The 20,011-nt window shown below is 51.5% G+C and carries 18 protein-coding genes; 3 read left to right on the top strand and 15 right to left on the bottom strand.

Annotated elements, in window-relative coordinates; genetic code table 11:
• Nucleotides 1-22 precede the first annotated feature (22 nt).
• The 15 genes from rnhB to rpsB all read right to left on the bottom strand — a co-directional run bounded on the left by rnhB (nt 23) and on the right by rpsB (nt 15,239).
• A complete protein-coding gene (gene rnhB, locus FQZ95_RS11890) occupies nt 23-619 on the bottom strand; it encodes a ribonuclease HII (RefSeq protein WP_000569424.1) in 597 nt (198 codons plus the stop codon).
• Nucleotides 616-1,764 (bottom strand): lipid-A-disaccharide synthase, encoded by a 1,149-nt coding sequence (gene lpxB, locus FQZ95_RS11885; protein WP_032183243.1) that lies wholly within the window; start codon nt 1,762-1,764, stop codon nt 616-618. Before lpxB ends, rnhB begins: the two co-directional genes overlap by 4 nt.
• Complete coding sequence (lpxA, locus tag FQZ95_RS11880; RefSeq protein ID WP_000565958.1) at nt 1,764-2,552, bottom strand: acyl-ACP--UDP-N-acetylglucosamine O-acyltransferase; 789 nt, start codon at nt 2,550-2,552, stop codon at nt 1,764-1,766. The genes lpxB and lpxA overlap by 1 nt, the downstream gene beginning before the upstream one ends.
• A gap of 3 nt (nt 2,553-2,555) precedes the next feature.
• On the bottom strand, nt 2,556-3,011 hold the full coding sequence (fabZ, locus tag FQZ95_RS11875; protein WP_000210739.1) for a 3-hydroxyacyl-ACP dehydratase FabZ: 456 nt from the start codon (nt 3,009-3,011) through the stop codon (nt 2,556-2,558).
• A gap of 104 nt (nt 3,012-3,115) precedes the next feature.
• On the bottom strand, nt 3,116-4,141 hold the full coding sequence (gene lpxD, locus FQZ95_RS11870; RefSeq protein ID WP_001139282.1) for a UDP-3-O-(3-hydroxymyristoyl)glucosamine N-acyltransferase: 1,026 nt from the start codon (nt 4,139-4,141) through the stop codon (nt 3,116-3,118).
• A 3-nt stretch (nt 4,142-4,144) separates the two neighbouring features.
• Nucleotides 4,145-4,630 carry a molecular chaperone Skp gene (gene skp, locus FQZ95_RS11865; protein WP_000758956.1) on the bottom strand — a complete coding sequence of 162 codons (486 nt, stop codon included), beginning with the start codon at nt 4,628-4,630 and terminating at the stop codon, nt 4,145-4,147.
• Nucleotides 4,631-4,751: 121 nt separating this feature from the next.
• A complete protein-coding gene (gene bamA / locus FQZ95_RS11860; protein WP_001240896.1) occupies nt 4,752-7,184 on the bottom strand; it encodes an outer membrane protein assembly factor BamA in 2,433 nt (810 codons plus the stop codon).
• A gap of 29 nt (nt 7,185-7,213) precedes the next feature.
• Nucleotides 7,214-8,566, bottom strand: a complete 1,353-nt coding sequence (gene rseP, locus FQZ95_RS11855) for a sigma E protease regulator RseP (protein WP_001295561.1) — start codon at nt 8,564-8,566, stop codon at nt 7,214-7,216.
• A gap of 11 nt (nt 8,567-8,577) precedes the next feature.
• On the bottom strand, nt 8,578-9,435 hold the full coding sequence (cdsA, locus tag FQZ95_RS11850; RefSeq protein ID WP_000922437.1) for a phosphatidate cytidylyltransferase: 858 nt from the start codon (nt 9,433-9,435) through the stop codon (nt 8,578-8,580).
• Between the two features lie 12 nt (nt 9,436-9,447).
• Nucleotides 9,448-10,206, bottom strand: coding sequence for a (2E,6E)-farnesyl-diphosphate-specific ditrans,polycis-undecaprenyl-diphosphate synthase (gene ispU / locus FQZ95_RS11845; RefSeq protein ID WP_001517776.1), 759 nt, complete (start codon nt 10,204-10,206; stop codon nt 9,448-9,450).
• Between the two features lie 188 nt (nt 10,207-10,394).
• Nucleotides 10,395-11,591 carry a 1-deoxy-D-xylulose-5-phosphate reductoisomerase gene (ispC, locus tag FQZ95_RS11840; protein ID WP_032183242.1) on the bottom strand — a complete coding sequence of 399 codons (1,197 nt, stop codon included), beginning with the start codon at nt 11,589-11,591 and terminating at the stop codon, nt 10,395-10,397.
• Between the two features lie 92 nt (nt 11,592-11,683).
• The gene (frr, locus tag FQZ95_RS11835; protein ID WP_000622418.1) at nt 11,684-12,241 is read right to left on the bottom strand and encodes a ribosome recycling factor; all 558 of its coding nucleotides are present in this window, start codon (nt 12,239-12,241) and stop codon (nt 11,684-11,686) included.
• Between the two features lie 291 nt (nt 12,242-12,532).
• Nucleotides 12,533-13,258, bottom strand: coding sequence for a UMP kinase (gene pyrH, locus FQZ95_RS11830; RefSeq protein ID WP_000224573.1), 726 nt, complete (start codon nt 13,256-13,258; stop codon nt 12,533-12,535).
• A 146-nt stretch (nt 13,259-13,404) separates the two neighbouring features.
• Nucleotides 13,405-14,256 (bottom strand): translation elongation factor Ts, encoded by an 852-nt coding sequence (gene tsf, locus FQZ95_RS11825; RefSeq protein ID WP_000818114.1) that lies wholly within the window; start codon nt 14,254-14,256, stop codon nt 13,405-13,407.
• Nucleotides 14,257-14,513: 257 nt separating this feature from the next.
• On the bottom strand, nt 14,514-15,239 hold the full coding sequence (gene rpsB / locus FQZ95_RS11820; RefSeq protein ID WP_000246882.1) for a 30S ribosomal protein S2: 726 nt from the start codon (nt 15,237-15,239) through the stop codon (nt 14,514-14,516).
• Between the two features lie 367 nt (nt 15,240-15,606).
• On the opposite strand from rpsB, the gene map reads away from it, so the two are divergent.
• The 3 genes from map to dapD all read left to right on the top strand — a co-directional run bounded on the left by map (nt 15,607) and on the right by dapD (nt 19,990).
• Complete coding sequence (gene map / locus FQZ95_RS11815; protein ID WP_001018199.1) at nt 15,607-16,401, top strand: type I methionyl aminopeptidase; 795 nt, start codon at nt 15,607-15,609, stop codon at nt 16,399-16,401.
• Between the two features lie 61 nt (nt 16,402-16,462).
• Nucleotides 16,463-19,135 carry a bifunctional uridylyltransferase/uridylyl-removing protein GlnD gene (gene glnD, locus FQZ95_RS11810; RefSeq protein WP_160530216.1) on the top strand — a complete coding sequence of 891 codons (2,673 nt, stop codon included), beginning with the start codon at nt 16,463-16,465 and terminating at the stop codon, nt 19,133-19,135.
• A gap of 30 nt (nt 19,136-19,165) precedes the next feature.
• On the top strand, nt 19,166-19,990 hold the full coding sequence (gene dapD, locus FQZ95_RS11805) for a 2,3,4,5-tetrahydropyridine-2,6-dicarboxylate N-succinyltransferase (RefSeq protein WP_001186656.1): 825 nt from the start codon (nt 19,166-19,168) through the stop codon (nt 19,988-19,990).
• Nucleotides 19,991-20,011 lie beyond the last annotated feature (21 nt).

Genomic DNA, 20,011 nt, shown 5'->3' with positions numbered 1-20,011 from the left:
TTACTTAATCTCGACACAAGAATCAGGACGCAAGTCCCAGTGCGCGTTTGACAGGCCCAAAGCTGCGACGATGATGTTCAGTCGCGCCATATTCAGCCAGTTTTTCCAGATGAAAAGCGGTTGGATACCCTTTGTGCTGGGCAAAACCATATTGCGGGAAAACAATATCCAGCGCCGCCATTTCAGCGTCGCGCGTCACTTTCGCCAGGATAGACGCAGCACTGATTTCCGGTACGCGGCTATCGCCTTTCACCACTGCCATCGAAGGCATCGGTAATTTTGGGCAGCGGTTACCATCAATCAACACATATTCTGGCGCAATATGCAGCCCCGCGACGGCGCGCTGCATCGCCAGCATGGTCGCATGAAGAATGTTCAGTTCGTCGATTTCGTGGGGTTCCGCGCGGCCCAGACTCCAGCTTAACGCTTTCTCTTTGATCTCTTCACAGAGCGCCAGACGGCGTTTTTCGCTCAGCTTTTTGGAATCATTCAGCCCGGCAATCGGGCGCGCCGGGTCAAGGATTACAGCAGCGGTAACCACCGCGCCAACCAACGGCCCGCGTCCGACTTCATCCACACCCGCAACCAGCTGCGTGTGCGGATAAACAAATTCGATCATTGTGCTAACTCCAGAACGGCTTGTGCCGCCTGCTCATCGGCATTGCAGCGGATCTGCTGATGCAGTTCACGGAAGGTATCGTGCATCGCGTGACTGGTTTTCCCATTCGCCAACAGCGGTAACAGCGCCGCAGCCAGTTTTTGCGGCTCACACTCTTCCTGCAATAACTCTTTGACTAACTCTCTGCCCGCCAGCAAATTTGGTAGCGAGACATACTCGGTTTTCACCAGCCTCTTCGCCAGCCAGAAGGTAAAAGGCTTCATGCGATATCCCACCACCATCGGGCATTTCGCCAGCATGCACTCCAGGGCTGCCGTACCCGACGCCAGTAGCGCCGCATCACTGGCGACCATCGCCTCACGGCCCATTCCATCCAGCAGATGAACAGCAAGGTCCGGTGCGACTTCAGCTTTGATACGCTCAAACTGCTCGCGGCGTTTGGCATTCACCAGCGGCACCACGATCTCGAGATCGGGATATGTCTGACGCAAAAGCTGGGCCGTTTTCAGGAAATCGGCACTCAGCATCTCCACTTCCGCACCACGGCTTCCCGGCAGCAACGCAAGACAGTGAGCATCGTGAGGGATCCCCAGCACATCACGCGCGGCGTTTTTATCTGGATCTAACGGCATGGCATCAGCCATGGTGTGACCGATAAAACGGCACGGCACGTTGTATTTGTCATAAAACGCTTTTTCGAAAGGCAGAAATGCGAGCACCAGATCGGTGGCTCTGCCTATTTTGAAAACGCGTTTCTGTCGCCACGCCCAGACGGACGGACTGACGTAATGAATGGTTTTGATACCCTGCTTTTTAAGATTACCTTCGAGGGTAATATTGAAGTCAGGTGCATCAATGCCGACAAAAACATCTGGCTTCAGTTCGCCAAAACGCTTTGTCAGATCGGCACGAATATGCAGTAAGCGACGCAGACGACCGAGCACTTCAACAATGCCCATCACCGCCAACTCTTCCATTTCGTACCAGGCTTCGCAGCCTTCGGCCTGCATTCGTGGCCCGGCAACGCCAACAAAGCGAGCGTTGGGCACACGTTCTTTCAGAGCACGGATTAAACCGGCCCCCAGGATATCGCCGGAGGTTTCTCCGGCGACCAGGGCAATCGTTAATGGACGCTGTTCAGTCATTAACGAATCAGACCGCGCGTTGAGCGTGCAAAGAAATCGGTAAAGGCTTTTACTTCCGGATATGTTTCCGCCAGTTCGGCAATTTCCGGTTTCACTTCATCGAGCGTTTTACCGCTGCGATAAATCAGCTTATACGCATTGCGGATAGCGGTAATCGCCTCACGGCTGAATCCGCGGCGCTTCAGCCCTTCGATGTTGACACCGAACGGCGTTGCGTGGTTACCCTGCGCAATGACATAAGGAGGGACGTCCTGCGCCACACCGGAACAGCCGCCAACCATCACGTGCGCACCAATGATGCAGAACTGATGGACTGCGGTCATGCCGCCGATGATCGCGAAGTCGTCTACCGATACATGACCCGCCAGCGTTGCGTTGTTGGCGAGGATGCAGCGGTTACCTACCGTACAATCGTGCGCAATGTGCGCGTTGATCATCAGTAAGTTGTCGCTGCCCACCTTCGTCAATCCACCGCCCTGGACTGTGCCACGATGAATGGTGACGCTTTCGCGAATGCGGTTACGATCGCCGATTTCCACACGGGTCGGTTCGCCAGCATATTTAAGATCCTGGTTGACTTCGCCGATGGAGGCGAACTGATAAATCTCATTGTCGCGGCCAATTTTAGTATGACCATTCACGACAACGTGAGATTTCAGTACGGTACCCTCACCAATTTCGACATGGGGTCCAACGATACAAAAAGGACCAATGTGAGCATTGGCGGCAATCGATGCGCCCTCTTCCACAATGGCGGTTGGATGCACAAAGGCGGATTTATCAATCACGTATCAGGCCTCCCGGCTACGAGCACACATCATCGTTGCTTCGCAAACTACTTTACCGTCGACCAGAGCAACCCCTTTAAAACGGGTCAGGCCGCGGCGCGTTTTTTCGAAAGTGACTTCCATGATCATTTGATCGCCTGGCACGACCGGGCGCTTGAAGCGCGCTTCGTCAATACCGGCGAAGTAGTACAGCTCGCCCGGTTCCAGTTTTCCTACGCTCTTAAACGCCAGAATACCTGTTGCCTGTGCCATTGCTTCCAGAATAAGCACACCCGGGAAAATCGGTTTTCCAGGAAAATGGCCCTGGAAGAATGGCTCATTGACAGAGACATTTTTTACTGCGCGCAGAAAACGACCTTCTTCAAAATCCAGCACGCGATCCACCAGTAAGAACGGGAAACGGTGCGGCAGAAGTTCTAAAATCTCTTCAATCTGCAGAGTATGAGTGTTAGTAGTCAAGATACTCTTCCTGTCAAAATATAAGAAACGACAATAATAACACGGCCTGCCGCAATCGTAAGAATGAGACAGGCCGTAAAGTTTGGCGAACAAAAGATGGAACGTTAGTCTTGTTGATTAACCTTGCGCTCAAGCGATTTCAAACGCTTGCTCATGTCATCAATGTTCATCACCAGTGCAGCGGTTTTGCGCCAGACTTTGTTGGGTTGCAGCGGAATGCCTGAGGAATAGACGCCTGGTTCAGTGATGGGACGCATCACCATACCCATGCCCGTAACCGTCACTTTGTCGCATATTTCCATATGCCCGTTGATTACGCTGGCTCCGCCGATCATGCAGTAACGACCAATTTTCAGGCTTCCCGCCATAATGACGCCACCGGCAACCGCCGTATTGTCGCCAATCACGACGTTATGTGCAATCTGGCACTGGTTATCAATGATCACACCATTGCCAATAACAGTGTCATCCAGCGCGCCGCGATCGATGGTAGTACATGCGCCGATCTCCACGCGATCGCCAATAATTACGCGACCAATCTGCGGGATCTTCACCCAGTTACCCCGATCGTTGGCATAACCAAAGCCGTCTGCGCCTACCACTGTTCCGGACTGGATCAGGCAATTCTGACCGATCTGGATCTCATGGTAAATGGTTACGTTCGCCCAGAGACGCGAACCTGCACCTATTTTGCTGTTTTTACCTACGAAGCAACCGGCACCGATAATCACGTTATCGCCCAGTTCAACGCCGGACTCAATCACCGCGTTAGCGCCAATCGATACGTTGTTACCCAGCTTCGCCGTCGCGTCGATCACCGCACTGGGTGCAATGTTCTGCGCGGGCTGCGGCGTGGTATCTAAAATTTGCGCCATGCGCGCGTAAGTCAGGTAGGGGTTCTTCACTACCAGCGCGGCACTTTTCGCGAAAGGAAGATCGTCCTGGGTCATGACAACCGCGGACGCCTGGCACAAGCCTAAATGCTCACGGTATTTTGGGTTAACCATGAACGTGATGTGACCTGTTTGTGCAGATTGCATGGACGCAACGCCGGTGATGACGATATCGCCATCACCGTGTAGTTCTGCATCCAACTGCTGCGCTAAATCAGCCAGTCGAATTGAAGGCATTACTTATTTAACCTGTTTCAGTACGTCAGCAGTGATGTCTTTTACATCGCTGCTGTTGTAAGCAACGGCGTTTGCATCAACAACCAGATCGATATCCTGGCTGTTGGCAACGGATTTCACAGCAGTCTGGATACGAGTAACCAGTTTGCCGCGTTCTTCGTTGGAACGACGAGCGCGATCCTGCTCAAAAGCCTGCGCTTTCTGAGCAAAAGTCTGGCGCTGAGCCATCACGTCTTTTTCCAGTTTGGTACGATCGCTGCCCGCTTTCATGGACTGCAGCTTTTTCATTTTAGCCTGCAGATCGGTTTCCATACGCTGCAGTTCGCTGGCACGGCCTTTGAACTCATTTTCCAGCGTGTTAGAAACACCGGTTTTCTGCGCTACCTGCTGGAACAGGCTGCCCATATTGACGATTGCAATTTTGTCAGCCGCCTGAGCAGAAGTTGCCAGTGCTAAACCGAGACCTGCAGCTAATAACCACTTTTTCACAATAAACTCCTTACCATCCCATTTGCACCGGAGGGTGCAGTTCTTTGCGTGGCCCGGCGATCTTATATTGATCGCCTAAAGTCATCGCTACACTACCACTACATTCCTTTGTGGAGAACACTTACCAGGTTTTACCGATGTTAAACTGGAACTGTTCTGCCTTGTCTCCATCGTACTTTTTGAACGGCTGGGCGTAGGAGAACACCAACGGCCCCAATGGGGACATCCATTGTAATGCGATACCCGCAGACATACGGATATTGCTTGGATCACTATAGTCCGGATATCCAGAATATTGGCTGGAATCCCAGTTTGTATCCCAAACGGTACCCATATCCCAGAAGAAGGAAGTACGAACCGAGTTAGCATACTTGTCGCTAATGAACGGCGTCGGGGTGATGAACTCGAGGCTGGCAACCGCCATAGCGTTACCGCCTACAGCATCATCCGATTTACACAGGTCTTTCGCGCCGTCCTGAGTCGCACATTCGTAATCATAGTCCGGATCATAATTACTGGCCTGATGCGGGAAGTAAACTGCTTTCGGACCAATGGTATTGGACTGGAAGCCACGCACGGTGCTGGAACCACCGGCATAGAAGTTCTCGTAGAACGGCATCTCTTTGCCGCCTAAACCATCACCATAACCCCAGCGGGTACGACCCAGAACAACCCATTTGTGATCGTCATCGATCGGCACATAAGTCGCCGTGTCTAACGTCACTTTGTAGTATTCGTTATCCGATCCCGGAATGGTCACTTTACCGGTCAGGTTGACACGTGAACCATCTGTCGGGAAGTAACCACGATCAAGCTTGTTATAGGTCCAACCATAGTTGAACGTGAAGTCGTCCGTTTTGAAGCTGTTATCCTGATCAGAGGTACTCGGATGTTCACCCATAGAGTACAGATAACGCCACATCGCAACCTGAGGCTGCATGTTGGACAGGGAGTTATGTACATAACCCAGACCTGCACGCAGCGAGTTATATTCGTTGATCGGGAAGCCCAACGTCACGTCTGTACCATAACTCTTGTTGGTATAGTCGGACAGGTCGGCGTCATCTGCCTGGAAGTCATTATAGAAGAGACGACCACCGAGGCTTACGCCATCTACGGTGAAGTACGGGTTGGTTACCGACAGTTCAGCATAGGTCTGGTAATCGTTTTTGGTCCCGTTGATACCAACAGCATAACCCGTACCTAACCAGTTATCCTGTTGCACACCAGCCTGGAAGCTCACGCCACTTTCAGTACCGTAACCAATCCCGAAGTTGAAGCTACCGGTGTTACGTTCTTTCACCTTGTAGACTACATCAACCTGGTCCGGGCTACCCGGAACACGTTGGGTATCGGTATCGACAGTTTCAAAGAAGCCCAGACGATTCAGACGCTCCTTACCCTGATCGACCAGATCGCTCCCCAGCCATGCACCTTCCATCTGACGCATTTCGCGACGCAGGACGGCATCTTTCGAGGTATCGTTACCTTCAAAACGGATCTTACGCACGTAGAAACGGTTACCCGCATCAACGTTCACGCGTAATTTAACGGTTTTGTCAGCATCGTTAATTTCAGGCATCGACTGTACGCGCGGATAGGCATAACCGTAGCGACCGAGAAGCTTTTTAATGTCATCTTCCATTTTGGTCACTTTGGTGCCGTTATACAGCTCACCCGGCTCGATCTTAGTCAACTGCTCAATTTCAGCGGAGTGCCCGGCAAGGTTACCGCTCACTTCAACGCCAGAAAGCTTGTATTGATCGCCTTCGGTGATGTTCACCGTGACGTAAATACCTTTTTTATCTGGCGTCAGACTGACCTGGGTAGAGTCAATGTTGAAACGAGCATAACCGCGATCCAGATAGTAGCTGCGCAGGGTTTCAAGGTCGCCTGCCAGTTTCTGTTTCTGGTATTTACGATCGCCTACCACGTTCCACCACGGCACTTCGTCACGCAGTTGGAAATGAGAGATCAGTTCGTCGGTGGTGAAAGCATGGTTACCAACAATGTTAATTTGCTGGATTTCAGCTGATACACCTTCCTGGAACACCAGTTTGAGGTCAACACGGTTGCGCGGCAGCGGGGTCACGACAGCTTTAACGCTGGCGCTATATTTACCGACGCTGTAGTAGAAGTCTTCCAGACCTTTCTCGATATCGGCAATGGTGGTGCGATCGAGGGATTCGCCCACACGCACGCCAGAAGCCTCGAGGTTTTGCTTCAGCATGTCATCTTTCACCGATTTGTTACCGGAGAAAGTAATGCTGGCAATGGTCGGACGTTCTTTTACCTGAACCAGAAGGGTATCACCATCACGAAGGACGCGAACATCCTCAAAGTTGCCGGTAGCAAACAGAGCGCGAATGGTATTACTGATATCTTCATCATTAACCGTGTCGCCTGTGCGCACCGGCATACTGAGGAGGGCCGCACCAACGGCGACACGCTGAAGGCCTTCGAAATGAATATCTTTCACTACGAACCCTTCAGCACCGTATACGGTGGCGCTGCTAAACAGCAGCGACGCTATGAGCAACTTTTTCATCGCCATCGTTATTATGCGTTCTTCCTAACTAACTCTCATAACCGAGAGAAATCATTGAAAAGTGCAAGCCCCATTAACAGCACCAGCAGAATCGAGCCAATGCGATAACAAAAGTCTTGAACCCGCTCGGATACCGGTCCGCCCTTGATCTTTTCGATCGCAAGGAACAGCAGATGCCCCCCGTCAAGTACGGGCAACGGAAACAGGTTAATTATCCCTAAGTTCACGCTAATAAGCGCAAGAAACGGCAGGTAATAAACAACCCCGAGTTCCGCTGTCATCCCAGCCCCCTTGGCGATAGAGATCGGCCCACTGAGGTTGTTCAGTTTCACATCACCGGTGATCAATTTTCCCAGCATACTGACCGTCAGCTTCATCAGCTGCCACGTTTTGTCCGTGGCTTCGACGATGGCGTTGAACGGCCCATACTGGCGTACAACTTTATACTCATCTGGCAAAGGAATGACTTTCGGCTCAATACCGACAAAACCAATCGCCTTACCATTACCCGGTTTACTCTCCGGGATTAATGTCAAAGACAAGGGACTCCCCTGTCTTTCGATTTCTAACGCTAAGGATTTACCCGGGTTATCCCGGACAAGCATCACAAAGGTCACCCACTGCGTTAAGGGCTGACCATCGACTTTAACGATCCTGTCGCCTGCTTGCAAACCTGCCTTGCTTGCGGCCGAGTTTGGCTGCACATTTTCCAGTACAGGTTCAATTTGCGGGCCACGAGGACGAATCCCCAGCGAAGATACCGGATCTTCTTTATCAGGCTCAAACGCCCAATGACGTAAATCGAGCTTTACATCCCGTCGTTGGTCGCTGCCAAATGGCGCCACCGTAATGGTGGTGCTTTCATCGCCAATTTTATCGACCAACTGCAAACGCACGGCATCCCAATCAGGCGTTTCGATACCATCTACGGCTTTTAGTTCCGTACCTGGTGCAATTTGTGCTTCCGCAGCTATCGAATTGGCTGCTATTTCGCCAACCACCGGACGTACGCCAGGTACACCAATAATAAAAACCAGCCAGTAGGCAAAGATAGCAAAAATGAAGTTTGCAACCGGACCTGCGGCAATAATCGCCGCACGTTGGCCGACAGATTTATTATTGAAGGCATGGTGGCGGAGTTCCGGAACAACCGGTTCTGCGCGCTCATCCAGCATTTTGACATAACCGCCCAACGGGATCAGGGCGATGACATATTCGGTGCCTAGCTTATCAGTTCGGCGCCAGAGCGCCTTGCCAAAACCTATTGAGAAACGCTCAACGCGAACACCACAACGCCGGGCAACCCAGAAATGACCAAATTCATGCACGGTGATAAGTACACCCAGTGCAACGATGAACGAAGCCAAATCCCAGAGAAAACTCAGCATATTACCTTCCGTTAAAGCGTCCTGAATACCAGTAACAACAAGCAAGCAAAGACCGGTACCGCAGCCGTCAGACTATCAATACGATCTAAAATACCACCGTGTCCTGGAATTAAATGACCGCTGTCCTTAATTCCTGCTTCACGCTTAAACATACTCTCGGTCAGATCGCCGAGCACTGAGGCTAACGCTGCGACAATAGAGCAAATGAGTAAGGTGACGGGAGCGACGTCGAGATTCGCCCACATGCCATAACCCCATGAGATTACCGCTGCAGTTGCGAGTCCACCGATAAAGCCTTGCCAGGTTTTACCCGGAGAAACCTTCGGTGCCAGCTTATGTTTACCAAACAATTTGCCAAACATATATGCGCCAGAGTCAGCGCCCCATACCAGGATCATGACATAGAGCAGCCATATTGCGCCACTGTAATGATTCTCGTCGTAGTGCCAGGCCCGTAACGCCAGCATGCCCCAGAAGAAGGGAACAATGGTTAGCACGCCAAAAATAATGCGCAATGTTTTAGAGTTACGCCAGATTGCTGCGGAACCTGGGTAAAACAGCACCAGCAATAGCGCGACAATCCACCAACCCAGCGAAGCCCAAAGTGAGATTTCAACCAGCGGTTGATGAATATTTCGGTGATATTCCGGCAACAGAAAAAGCATCAGCGCCAACAATAACCCACATAACACCGCCAACCATACTCGCTGCGAGCGAGTGGTAAAACCGCTAAGCTGTCCCCATTCCCACGCTGCCAGCATGCAGACCACCAGCGTTACAATGGCGAACCCCACCGGCGGCAACAGAAACAACGCCGCGATGACGACGGGTATTAACACAAAAGCAGATATCAGGCGATACTTCAGCAAAAGCGACCCCCATCAGGCTGTTTCATCACCGGGCTCGGTGCCGCCGAAACGACGCTCTCGATTAGCAAAGGCATTTAACGCCCCTTCAAAGTCTTGTTCATCGAAATCGGGCCAGAGAACATCTGTAAAGTAAAGTTCGGCATAGGCAATTTGCCAAAGCAAAAAGTTACTAATGCGATGCTCCCCCCCAGTCCTAATTACTAAATCTACAGGGGCCAGTTCATGCATACAGACATGCTGGTTTAGCATCTCTTCATCTATCTGATCTGGTTGCAGGTTTCCTTGCTGCACCTTTTCAGCCAGTTGCCTGACTCCCTGGACTATATCCCAACGTCCACCGTAGTTCGCCGCAATATTCAGCGTTAGACCGGTATTTCCGGCTGTTAGCGCTTCCGATTTACGAATACGTTCTTGCAAACGCGAGTTAAAGCGACTGGTATCGCCAATAATACGCAGACGCACGTTATGTCGGTGCAGACTCTTTACTTCGCTATCAAGCGCCCACACAAACAGTTCCATTAACGCACTGACTTCCTGCGCTGGTCGGTTCCAGTTTTCACTACTAAAGGCATACAGCGTTAACGCCTCAATACCGTTGTTGGCCGCAAAAGAGACAGCCCGGCGGACGGATTTTGCCCCGGCTTTATGCCCAAAGGCACGAATCTTCCCTTGCTTTTTTGCCCAGCGACCATTGCCGTCCATAATGATCGCAACATGACGACAGCCATGTACTGGCAATTTTTCGCTAAGTGGTTGAGTAGCAGACAACATCACGCGTTTCTTATTCCCTGACAGGGTTTACGGTACTCAGGAATACTGAAGCCTATACAAAAAAAAGCCGTGTAAAACCACGGCATACCTGACCTTATAAAGCCAACTACTTATGGTCAGATGGCGCAGACTATATCACTGAAGCCCTACGCTAACAAATAGCACGACTCTCTGTAGCCGGATTATCCTCAGCTTGCGAGACGCGTCACCTCTTTTCTGGCGACTTCACGCGCGTTCGTATCAACAGATAACACATCGTCCACGCATTGTGGTTCGCGCATATCCATTTTTTCCAGTACGGATAAATTCAACGCGGCGATATCCGTAAAGCGGATTTGTTGCGCAAGAAAGGCTGCAACGGTGATTTCGTTTGCGGCATTCAATGCAGTCGTCGCAGCCTGGCCTTGTTCGAACGCGTCCATTGCCAGTTTAAGGCATGGATAGCGATCATAATCCGGTGCGGCAAATGTCAACGCACTGAGTTTGCAAAAATCGAGCGGCTTCACACCAGAGTTCACGCGATTCGGCCAGGCCATGGTGTGGGCAATTGGCGTACGCATATCCGGTTCACCCAACTGCGCCAGAACACTGCCGTCCTGATAACGCACCATTGAGTGAATCACTGACTGCGGATGAATCAGCACTTCCATCTGGCTGGCACTGGCGTTAAACAACCAACGCGCTTCAATGTATTCCAGACCTTTGTTCATCATGGTAGCCGAATCGACAGAAATTTTACGCCCCATCGACCAGTTCGGATGACGGCAGGCTTGATCCGGCGTCATTGTTGCCAAATCGCGCAATGGCGTCTCACGGAAAGGGCCACCAGACCCGGTAAGCAAAATGGACACCACGCCATTTTGCTCAAGGTCAGCGTATCCCAGATTATGCTGGATAGGTTGCGGTAAACTCTGAAAAATGGCGTTATGTTCGCTATCGACTGGTAACAATTGCGCTTTGCTCTGCTTTACGGCGTCCATAAACAGACGTCCGCAAGTGACCAGTGATTCTTTATTGGCCAGCAAAATGGTTTTACCCGCGCGGATCGCAGCAAGCGTAGGTAACAGGCCAGCTGCGCCAACAATGGCTGCCATCACCTGATCAACATCCTCAAGCGCTGCCATATCGCAAGCGGCTTGTTGCCCACTTAAGACTTCGGTGCGGCTACCCTGTTGCTGTAGCATCGTTTTAAGAAGTTTCGCACTCGCTTCATCGTCCATTACGGCATAGCGGGGAGAGAATTCCAGGCACTGCTCTACCATGCGAGTGACATTTTTGCCTGCCACCAGCGCAACTACGCGGAAGTGTTCGGGATTATGGCGCACCACGTCCAGCGTGCTGCAACCAATCGAGCCGGTCGAGCCCAGAATGGTGAGTTGCTTCATGAAACATCCAGAGTTGAGACAGAATAAAAAGCAAAACGCCGCCAGCCGATCCGCAAGGATCTACTGAGCGGCGTTTTTTGTCGTTCAAGAAATCAGAACTGCATCAGTTCTGCTTCTTTGTCTGCCAGCGCCGCTTCAATTTTCTTGATTGCAGCATCAGTCAGTTTCTGTACATCGTCCTGAGAACGGCGATCGTCGTCTTCGCTGATCTCTTTATCTTTCAACAGTGCTTTCACTTTGTCGTTCGCGTCACGACGCACGTTACGTACTGCAACACGCGCTTGTTCTGCTTCACCACGAACGATTTTGGTCAGATCTTTACGACGTTCTTCCGTCAGCGGCGGCAGCGGAACACGGATGTCGCTACCCGCAGAGTTCGGGTTCAGGCCAAGATCGGACGCCATAATCGCTTTTTCAACGGCCGGAGACATTGAACGATCAAACACGTTGATTTTCAGAGTACGGGAATCTTCTACCGTTACGCTTGCCAGCTGACGCAGTGGCGTCGGCGTGCCGTAATATTCCACGACAATGCCATCCAGCAGGCTGGGAGAAGCACGACCCGTGCGTATTTTGCTGATTTGGGTTTTGAACGCTTCTACGCATTTATCCATGCGTACTTCAGCATCTTTTCTGATATCGCTAATCACGTTACGAATCCTTGAAAACTTGTCTCAGTCAGACCAGACAGTCACACACAGTGGAAGTGTGCTAAGTATAGCCCTGATTAAACATATTACGGGTAATCGTCTGGATTATTAGGCTATTTTATTTGCCATTTTGGCCCGGGGCAGTGCTCGCCATCCTCACGTACTTGTGTACGCTCCGGTTGCTGCGCGCTGGCCGTGACCAAACTGCCTGCAACAATAACGCCTTATAACCAGACTTACGCCCCCGCGATACTTACGCGGAATCTTACCCTTATTTATCCATCACGGGAATTATTCCGTGATTAAAGTCCCTTCTTTTTCACCCATTACCACACGGCGCAGCGCACCCGGTTTGTTCATGTTGAAAACACGAATCGGTAATTTATGGTCACGAGCCAGCGTGAAGGCCGCCAGGTCCATGACTTTCAGCTCTTTTTCCAGCACTTCGCTGTAAGTCAGTTGCTCGTACATGGTTGCGGTTGGATCTTTCGCCGGATCAGCGGTAAACACGCCGTCAACTTTGGTTGCTTTCAGCACCACATCAGCTTCAATTTCGATACCACGCAGGCAAGCTGCAGAGTCGGTGGTAAAGAACGGGTTACCTGTACCGGCGGAGAGGATCACCACACGGTTGTTGCGCAACAGGCTGATAGCTTCTGCCCAGCTGTAGCTGTCGCACACGCCATTCAATGGAATAGCGGACATCAGACGAGCGTTCACATAGGCGCGGTGCAGTGCATCACGCATTGCCAGGCCGTTCATTACGGTCGCCAGCATCCCCATGTGGTCGCCCACAACGCGGTTCATACCCGCTTTCGCCAGACCAGCGCCACGGAACAGGTTACCCCCACCAATCACCACACCAACCTGAATACCCAGTTCAACCAGTTCTTTGATTTCCTGAGCCATGCGATCCAGTATGCTTGCATCAATACCGAAGCCTTCCGTGCCCTGCAGAGCTTCGCCACTCAACTTAAGCAGAATGCGTTTATAGACGGGTTTTGCATTGGTAGCCATGTTTCTTTCCTGAGACTGTCAACGATTGAAATGAATTAATACCGGCGACATTGTACGTCGCTTTTCAGCGCAGCCCCATAAGGGTTAGCTGAATTTACAAGATGGGCGCAAAAAGAAGCCGCCCTCAGGCGGCTCCTTTTCAATAATTAAGACTGCTTGGACATCGCAGCAACTTCTGCTGCAAAGTCAGTCTCAACTTTCTCGATGCCTTCACCTACTTCGAAGCGGATGAAGCCAGTCACTTCAGCGTTATGCTCTTTCAGCAGCTGACCAACAGTTTTGCTTGGTTCCATAACGAACGGCTGACCGGTCAGAGAAACTTCGCCGGTGAATTTCTTCATGCGGCCTTCAACCATTTTCTCTGCGATTTCTTTCGGCTTACCAGACTGCATCGCGATATCCAGCTGAACCTGGTATTCTTTCTCTACCACTTCAGCGGAAACGTCTTCCGGTTTGATGAATTCTGGTTTGCTTGCAGCAACGTGCATAGCGATGTGTTTAACCAGCTCTTCGTCAGCGCCTTTAGCAGCAACCAGAACGCCGATACGCGCACCGTGCTGATAAGAACCCAGAACGTCGCCTTCCAGCGCAGCAACGCGGCGAATGTTGATGTTTTCACCGATTTTCGCTACCAGCGCAACACGTTCTTCTTCGAACTGTGCTTTCAGAACTTCAACGTCAGTGATTTTGCCAGCAACAGCTGCGTCCAGAACTTTGTCTGCGAACGCCTGGAAACCAGCGTCTTTTGCAACGAAGTCAGTCTGGCAGTTAACTTCCAGAATGATGCCGTAGTTGCCGTCGATTTTGGTTTTGATCACGCCGTCAGCAGCAACGTTGCCTGCTTTTTTCGCTGCTTTAATAGCACCGGACTTACGCATGTTTTCGATTGCCAGCTCGATGTCGCCGTTAGCTTCAGTCAGTGCTTTTTTGCAATCCATCATGCCTGCGCCAGTACGCTCACGCAGCTCTTTTACCAGGGATGCGGTAATTTCAGCCATTCTAAAATCCTCGGAGATGTGATCTGCCCGGCATTAAACCGCACAGATATAAAAGTGAAAAAGGGGGCCATATGCAGGCCCCCTAACCAAACGTGTACTACCTGGTCTATAAGGGCTCTCCCCCTTCATATTTCGCGCCGCAGATGCGTTGTCTTCGCTCGCTCATCCCGGTCACTTACTGATGTAAGCTCCCGGGAATTCTCGAGCTTGCCGCCTTTCTGCAACTCGAACTATTTTGGGGGAGTTATCAAGCCTTATTACTCAGCTTCTACGAAGCTTTCTTCCGCCTGGGAAGCCAGATCCTGAGAACGGCCTTCACGTACGGTTGCAGCAACAGCGCCCAGGTACAGGGTCACAGCACGGATTGCGTCGTCGTTACCCGGGATAACGAAGTCAACACCGTCCGGATCAGAGTTGGTATCAACGATAGCAAATACCGGAATACCCAGGTTGTTTGCTTCTTTGATAGCAATGTGTTCGTGGTCAGCATCGATTACAAACAGAGCGTCCGGCAGACCGCCCATGTCTTTGATACCGCCCAGGCTGTTTTCCAGTTTCTCCAGCTCACGAGTGCGCATCAGCGCTTCTTTCTTGGTCAGCTTGTCGAAAGTACCGTCCTGAGACTGAGTTTCCAGGTCTTTCAGACGTTTGATGGACTGACGAACGGTTTTCCAGTTAGTCAGCATACCGCCCAGCCAGCGATGGTTCACGAAGAACTGGTCGCAGCTCAGAGCAGCGTCTTTCACCGCTTCGCTTGCAGCGCGTTTAGTACCAACGAAAAGGATTTTACCTTTGCGAGAAGCAATCTTGTTCAGTTCAGCCAGAGCTTCGTTGAACATCGGTACAGTTTTCTCAAGGTTGATGATGTGAACTTTGTTACGCGCACCGAAGATGAACGGCTTCATTTTCGGGTTCCAGTAACGGGTCTGGTGACCGAAGTGAACACCAGCCTTGAGCATGTCGCGCATGGAAACAGTTGCCATGATTAAAACCTCTATATAAAAGTTGGGGTTATGCCTCCACGTATCCCATATTACCGACCCTAAAGGGCACCCCGGAATATGTGCCGATACGTGTGTGTTGTTACACAAAGTGAGATTGTCGCTTCCGTCCAGTCTGTGTATACGAAATGGATCGGAAGTCCGGCGCGCTTTATACCACAAATACGTCGTGGACACCAATAATTGTTGGCGCTGTGTACAGCATCAGACGATGAATTTTCTATTATAGAAAACGTTCAGTGGCACGTTTGGCGAAATTCAGAATGATTCTCAATTTGCCCGGGTGTGATACCATTGACGACACTTACATATATATTGTCGGTATCACCGACGCTGATGGACAGAATTAATGGCTATCTCAATCAAGACCCCAGAAGATATCGAAAAAATGCGCGTCGCTGGCCGACTGGCTGCCGAAGTGCTGGAAATGATCGAACCGTATGTTAAACCGGGCGTCAGCACCGGCGAGCTGGATCGCATCTGTAATGATTACATTGTTAATGAACAACACGCGGTTTCTGCCTGCCTCGGCTATCACGGCTATCCGAAATCCGTGTGTATCTCTATTAATGAAGTGGTATGCCACGGTATCCCGGACGACGCCAAGCTGCTGAAAGATGGCGATATCGTTAACATCGACGTCACTGTAATCAAAGATGGTTTCCACGGCGATACCTCAAAAATGTTTATCGTCGGTAAGCCAACCATCATGGGCGAACGTCTGTGCCGCGTAACGCAAGAGAGCCTTTACCTGGCGCTGCGCATGGTAAAACCGGGCATTAATCTGCGCGAAATCGGTGCGGCGATTCAGAAATTTGTCGAAGCAGAAGGCTTCTCCGTCGTTCGTGAATATTGCGGACACGGTATTGGTCGCGGCTTCCACGAAGAACCGCAGGTGCTGCACTATGACTCCCGTGAAACCAACGTCGTGCTGAAACCGGGGATGACCTTCACCATCGAGCCAATGGTCAACGCGGGCAAAAAAGAGATCCGCACCATGAAAGATGGCTGGACGGTAAAAACCAAAGATCGCAGCTTGTCTGCACAATATGAGCATACTATTGTGGTGACTGATAACGGCTGCGAAATTCTGACGTTACGCAAGGATGACACCATCCCGGCGATAATCTCGCACGACGAATAAGATGAAGCCGGCGAATGCCGGCTTTTTTAATGCGATAATTTAATCTTATGGGTGGCGCACAATGAATACCCTTCCAGAACAGTACGCAAACACCGCTCTCCCCACCCTGCCTGGTCAACCGCAAAATCCATGCGCCTGGCCCCGTGATGAATTAACCGTTTGTGGGATAAAAGCCCATATTGATACTTTCCAGCGTTGGCTGGGTGATGCCTTTGACAATGGGATCTCTGCAGAACAGTTGATTGAGGCGCGTACCGAGTTTATCGACCAGCTCCTGCAACGGTTATGGATTGAAGCGGGATTCAGCCAGATTGCCGACCTGGCATTGGTCGCCGTCGGTGGCTACGGTCGTGGCGAGCTGCATCCACTTTCTGACATCGATTTACTGATTTTAAGCCGTAAAAAGCTCCCGGACGATCAGGCGCAAAAAGTGGGCGAGCTGTTAACGCTGCTCTGGGATGTAAAGCTGGAAGTGGGTCATAGCGTGCGCACGCTTGAAGAGTGCATGCTGGAAGGGTTATCGGATTTAACCGTCGCCACCAATTTAATCGAATCCCGCTTATTAATTGGCGATGTTGCGCTGTTCCTCGAACTGCAAAAACATATTTTTAGCGAAGGATTCTGGCCTTCCGACAAGTTCTACGCGGCGAAAGTTGAAGAACAGAACCAGCGCCATCAGCGTTACCACGGCACCAGCTACAACCTTGAACCAGACATCAAAAGTAGCCCCGGCGGCTTGCGCGATATCCACACTCTGCAATGGGTTGCCCGCCGTCATTTTGGCGCAACATCGCTGGATGAGATGGTTGGATTTGGCTTCTTAACCTCAGCGGAACGGGCGGAATTAAACGAATGTCTGCATATATTGTGGCGTATTCGCTTTGCCCTGCATCTGGTCGTCAGCCGTTACGATAATCGCCTGCTGTTTGATCGCCAACTTAGCGTCGCCCAGCGTCTGAATTACAGTGGCGAAGGTAACGAACCCGTCGAGCAGATGATGAAGGATTACTTCCGCGTTACACGCCGCGTCAGCGAACTCAACCAGATGCTGCTGCAACTGTTCGATGAAGCCATCCTCGCCCTGCCCGCCGACGAAAAACCACGTCCAATCGACGATGAGTTTCAGCTACGCGGTACGCTAATCGACCTGCGCGATGAAACACTGTTTATGCGCCAGCCGGAAGCCATCTTGCGTATGTTCTACACCATGGTGCGCAACAGTGCGATCACCGGCATTTACTCCACCACGCTGCGCCAGTTGCGCCACGCCCGTCGCCACCTGCAACAACCTCTGTGTAATATTCCGGAAGCGCGAAAACTGTTTTTGAGCATTCTACGCCACCCCGGAGCGGTGCGACGCGGACTATTGCCAATGCATCGCCATAGCGTGCTCGGCGCGTATATGCCGCAATGGTCGCATATCGTCGGGCAGATGCAGTTTGACCTGTTCCACGCCTATACGGTGGATGAACATACTATCCGCGTGATGTTGAAACTGGAGAGTTTTGCCAGTGAAGAAACACGACAGCGCCATCCGTTGTGTGTGGACGTCTGGCCGCGCCTGCCGTCAACTGAGCTGATTTTCATCGCCGCGCTGTTTCACGATATCGCCAAAGGACGCGGCGGCGACCACTCCATTCTCGGTGCTCAGGATGTAGTGCATTTTGCCGAACTCCACGGGCTGAACTCACGCGAAACACAGCTGGTCGCCTGGCTGGTTCGCCAGCACTTGCTGATGTCGGTGACAGCTCAGCGCCGCGATATTCAGGATCCGGAAGTCATCAAGCAGTTTGCCGAAGAAGTGCAAACAGAAAATCGTCTGCGTTATCTGGTATGCCTGACAGTGGCAGACATTTGCGCCACCAACGAAACACTGTGGAACAGCTGGAAGCAAAGTCTGTTGCGTGAGCTCTACTTTGCCACCGAAAAGCAGCTACGGCGCGGAATGCAAAACACGCCGGATATGCGCGAACGCGTTCGCCATCACCAGCTACAGGCGCTGGCGCTACTGCGTATGGACAATATTGACGAAGAGGCACTGCACCATATCTGGTCACGCTGTCGCGCTAACTATTTTGTCCGCCATAGCCCAAATCAACTGGCCTGGCATGCGCGCCATTTATTACAGCATGATTTAAGCAAACCGCTGGTATTGCTTAGCCCGCAGGCTACGCGTGGTGGCACGGAGATTTTTATCTGGAGCCCGGACCGCCCATATCTGTTTGCCGCCGTGTGTGCCGAGTTAGACCGCCGCAATTTAAGCGTTCACGACGCACAAATTTTCACCACTCGCGACGGTATGGCAATGGATACCTTTATAGTGCTGGAACCCGATGGCAGCCCGCTGTCCGCCGATCGTCATGAGGTTATTCGGTTTGGTCTGGAGCAAGTACTGACACAAAGTAGCTGGCAGCCACCGCAGCCGCGTCGCCAGCCTGCCAAATTGCGCCATTTTACTGTTGAAACCGAAGTGACGTTTTTGCCGACCCATACCGACCGCAAATCGTTCCTCGAACTGATCGCCCTCGACCAACCTGGACTGCTGGCAAGAGTCGGGAAAATTTTTGCCGATCTGGGAATTTCGCTTCATGGTGCCCGAATTACAACCATTGGCGAGCGAGTAGAAGATTTATTCATAATTGCCACCGCTGACCGGCGTGCGCTTAATAACGAGTTGCAGCAGGAAGTGCATCAGCGGTTGACAGAGGCCCTCAATCCAAACGATAAAGGGTGATGTGTTTACTGATATGAAAAGAGTTTAACAATGCAGCAGTTACAGAACATTATTGAAACCGCTTTTGAACGCCGTGCCGAGATCACCCCAGCCAATGCAGACACCGTTACCCGCGAAGCGGTAAATCAGGTGATCGCCCTGCTGGATTCCGGCGCACTGCGTGTAGCGGAAAAAATTGACGGTCAGTGGGTGACGCATCAGTGGTTGAAAAAAGCGGTGCTGCTCTCTTTCCGTATTAATGATAATCAGGTGATCGAAGGGGCAGAAAGCCGCTACTTCGACAAAGTGCCGATGAAATTCGCTAACTACGATGAAGCACGTTTCCAGAAAGAAGGCTTCCGCGTCGTGCCACCAGCGGCAGTGCGTCAGGGCGCGTTCATTGCCCGTAACACCGTGCTGATGCCGTCTTACGTCAACATCGGCGCATATGTTGATGAAGGCACCATGGTTGATACCTGGGCGACCGTCGGTTCCTGTGCGCAGATTGGTAAAAACGTCCACCTTTCCGGTGGCGTGGGTATCGGCGGCGTGCTGGAGCCGCTGCAGGCTAACCCGACCATTATTGAAGATAACTGCTTCATCGGCGCACGCTCTGAAGTGGTTGAAGGGGTGATTGTCGAAGAAGGTTCCGTCATCTCTATGGGCGTATACATTGGTCAGAGCACCCGTATTTACGACCGTGAAACCGGCGAAATCCACTACGGTCGCGTTCCGGCGGGGTCTGTGGTTGTGTCAGGTAATCTGCCGTCGAAAGATGGCAAATACAGCCTCTACTGTGCGGTTATCGTTAAGAAAGTTGACGCGAAAACTCGCGGCAAAGTTGGTATTAACGAACTGCTGCGTACCATCGACTAAAAGTATGTACACGGGCAGCAC

Origin of the sequence: Escherichia sp. HH41S (genome assembly GCF_009820115.1) — a bacterium.
GTDB classification, from domain to species: domain Bacteria; phylum Pseudomonadota; class Gammaproteobacteria; order Enterobacterales; family Enterobacteriaceae; genus Escherichia; species Escherichia coli_F.
The sequence above is the reverse complement of the archived record's forward strand: the minus strand, read 5'-3'. Positions and strand labels throughout refer to the sequence as shown.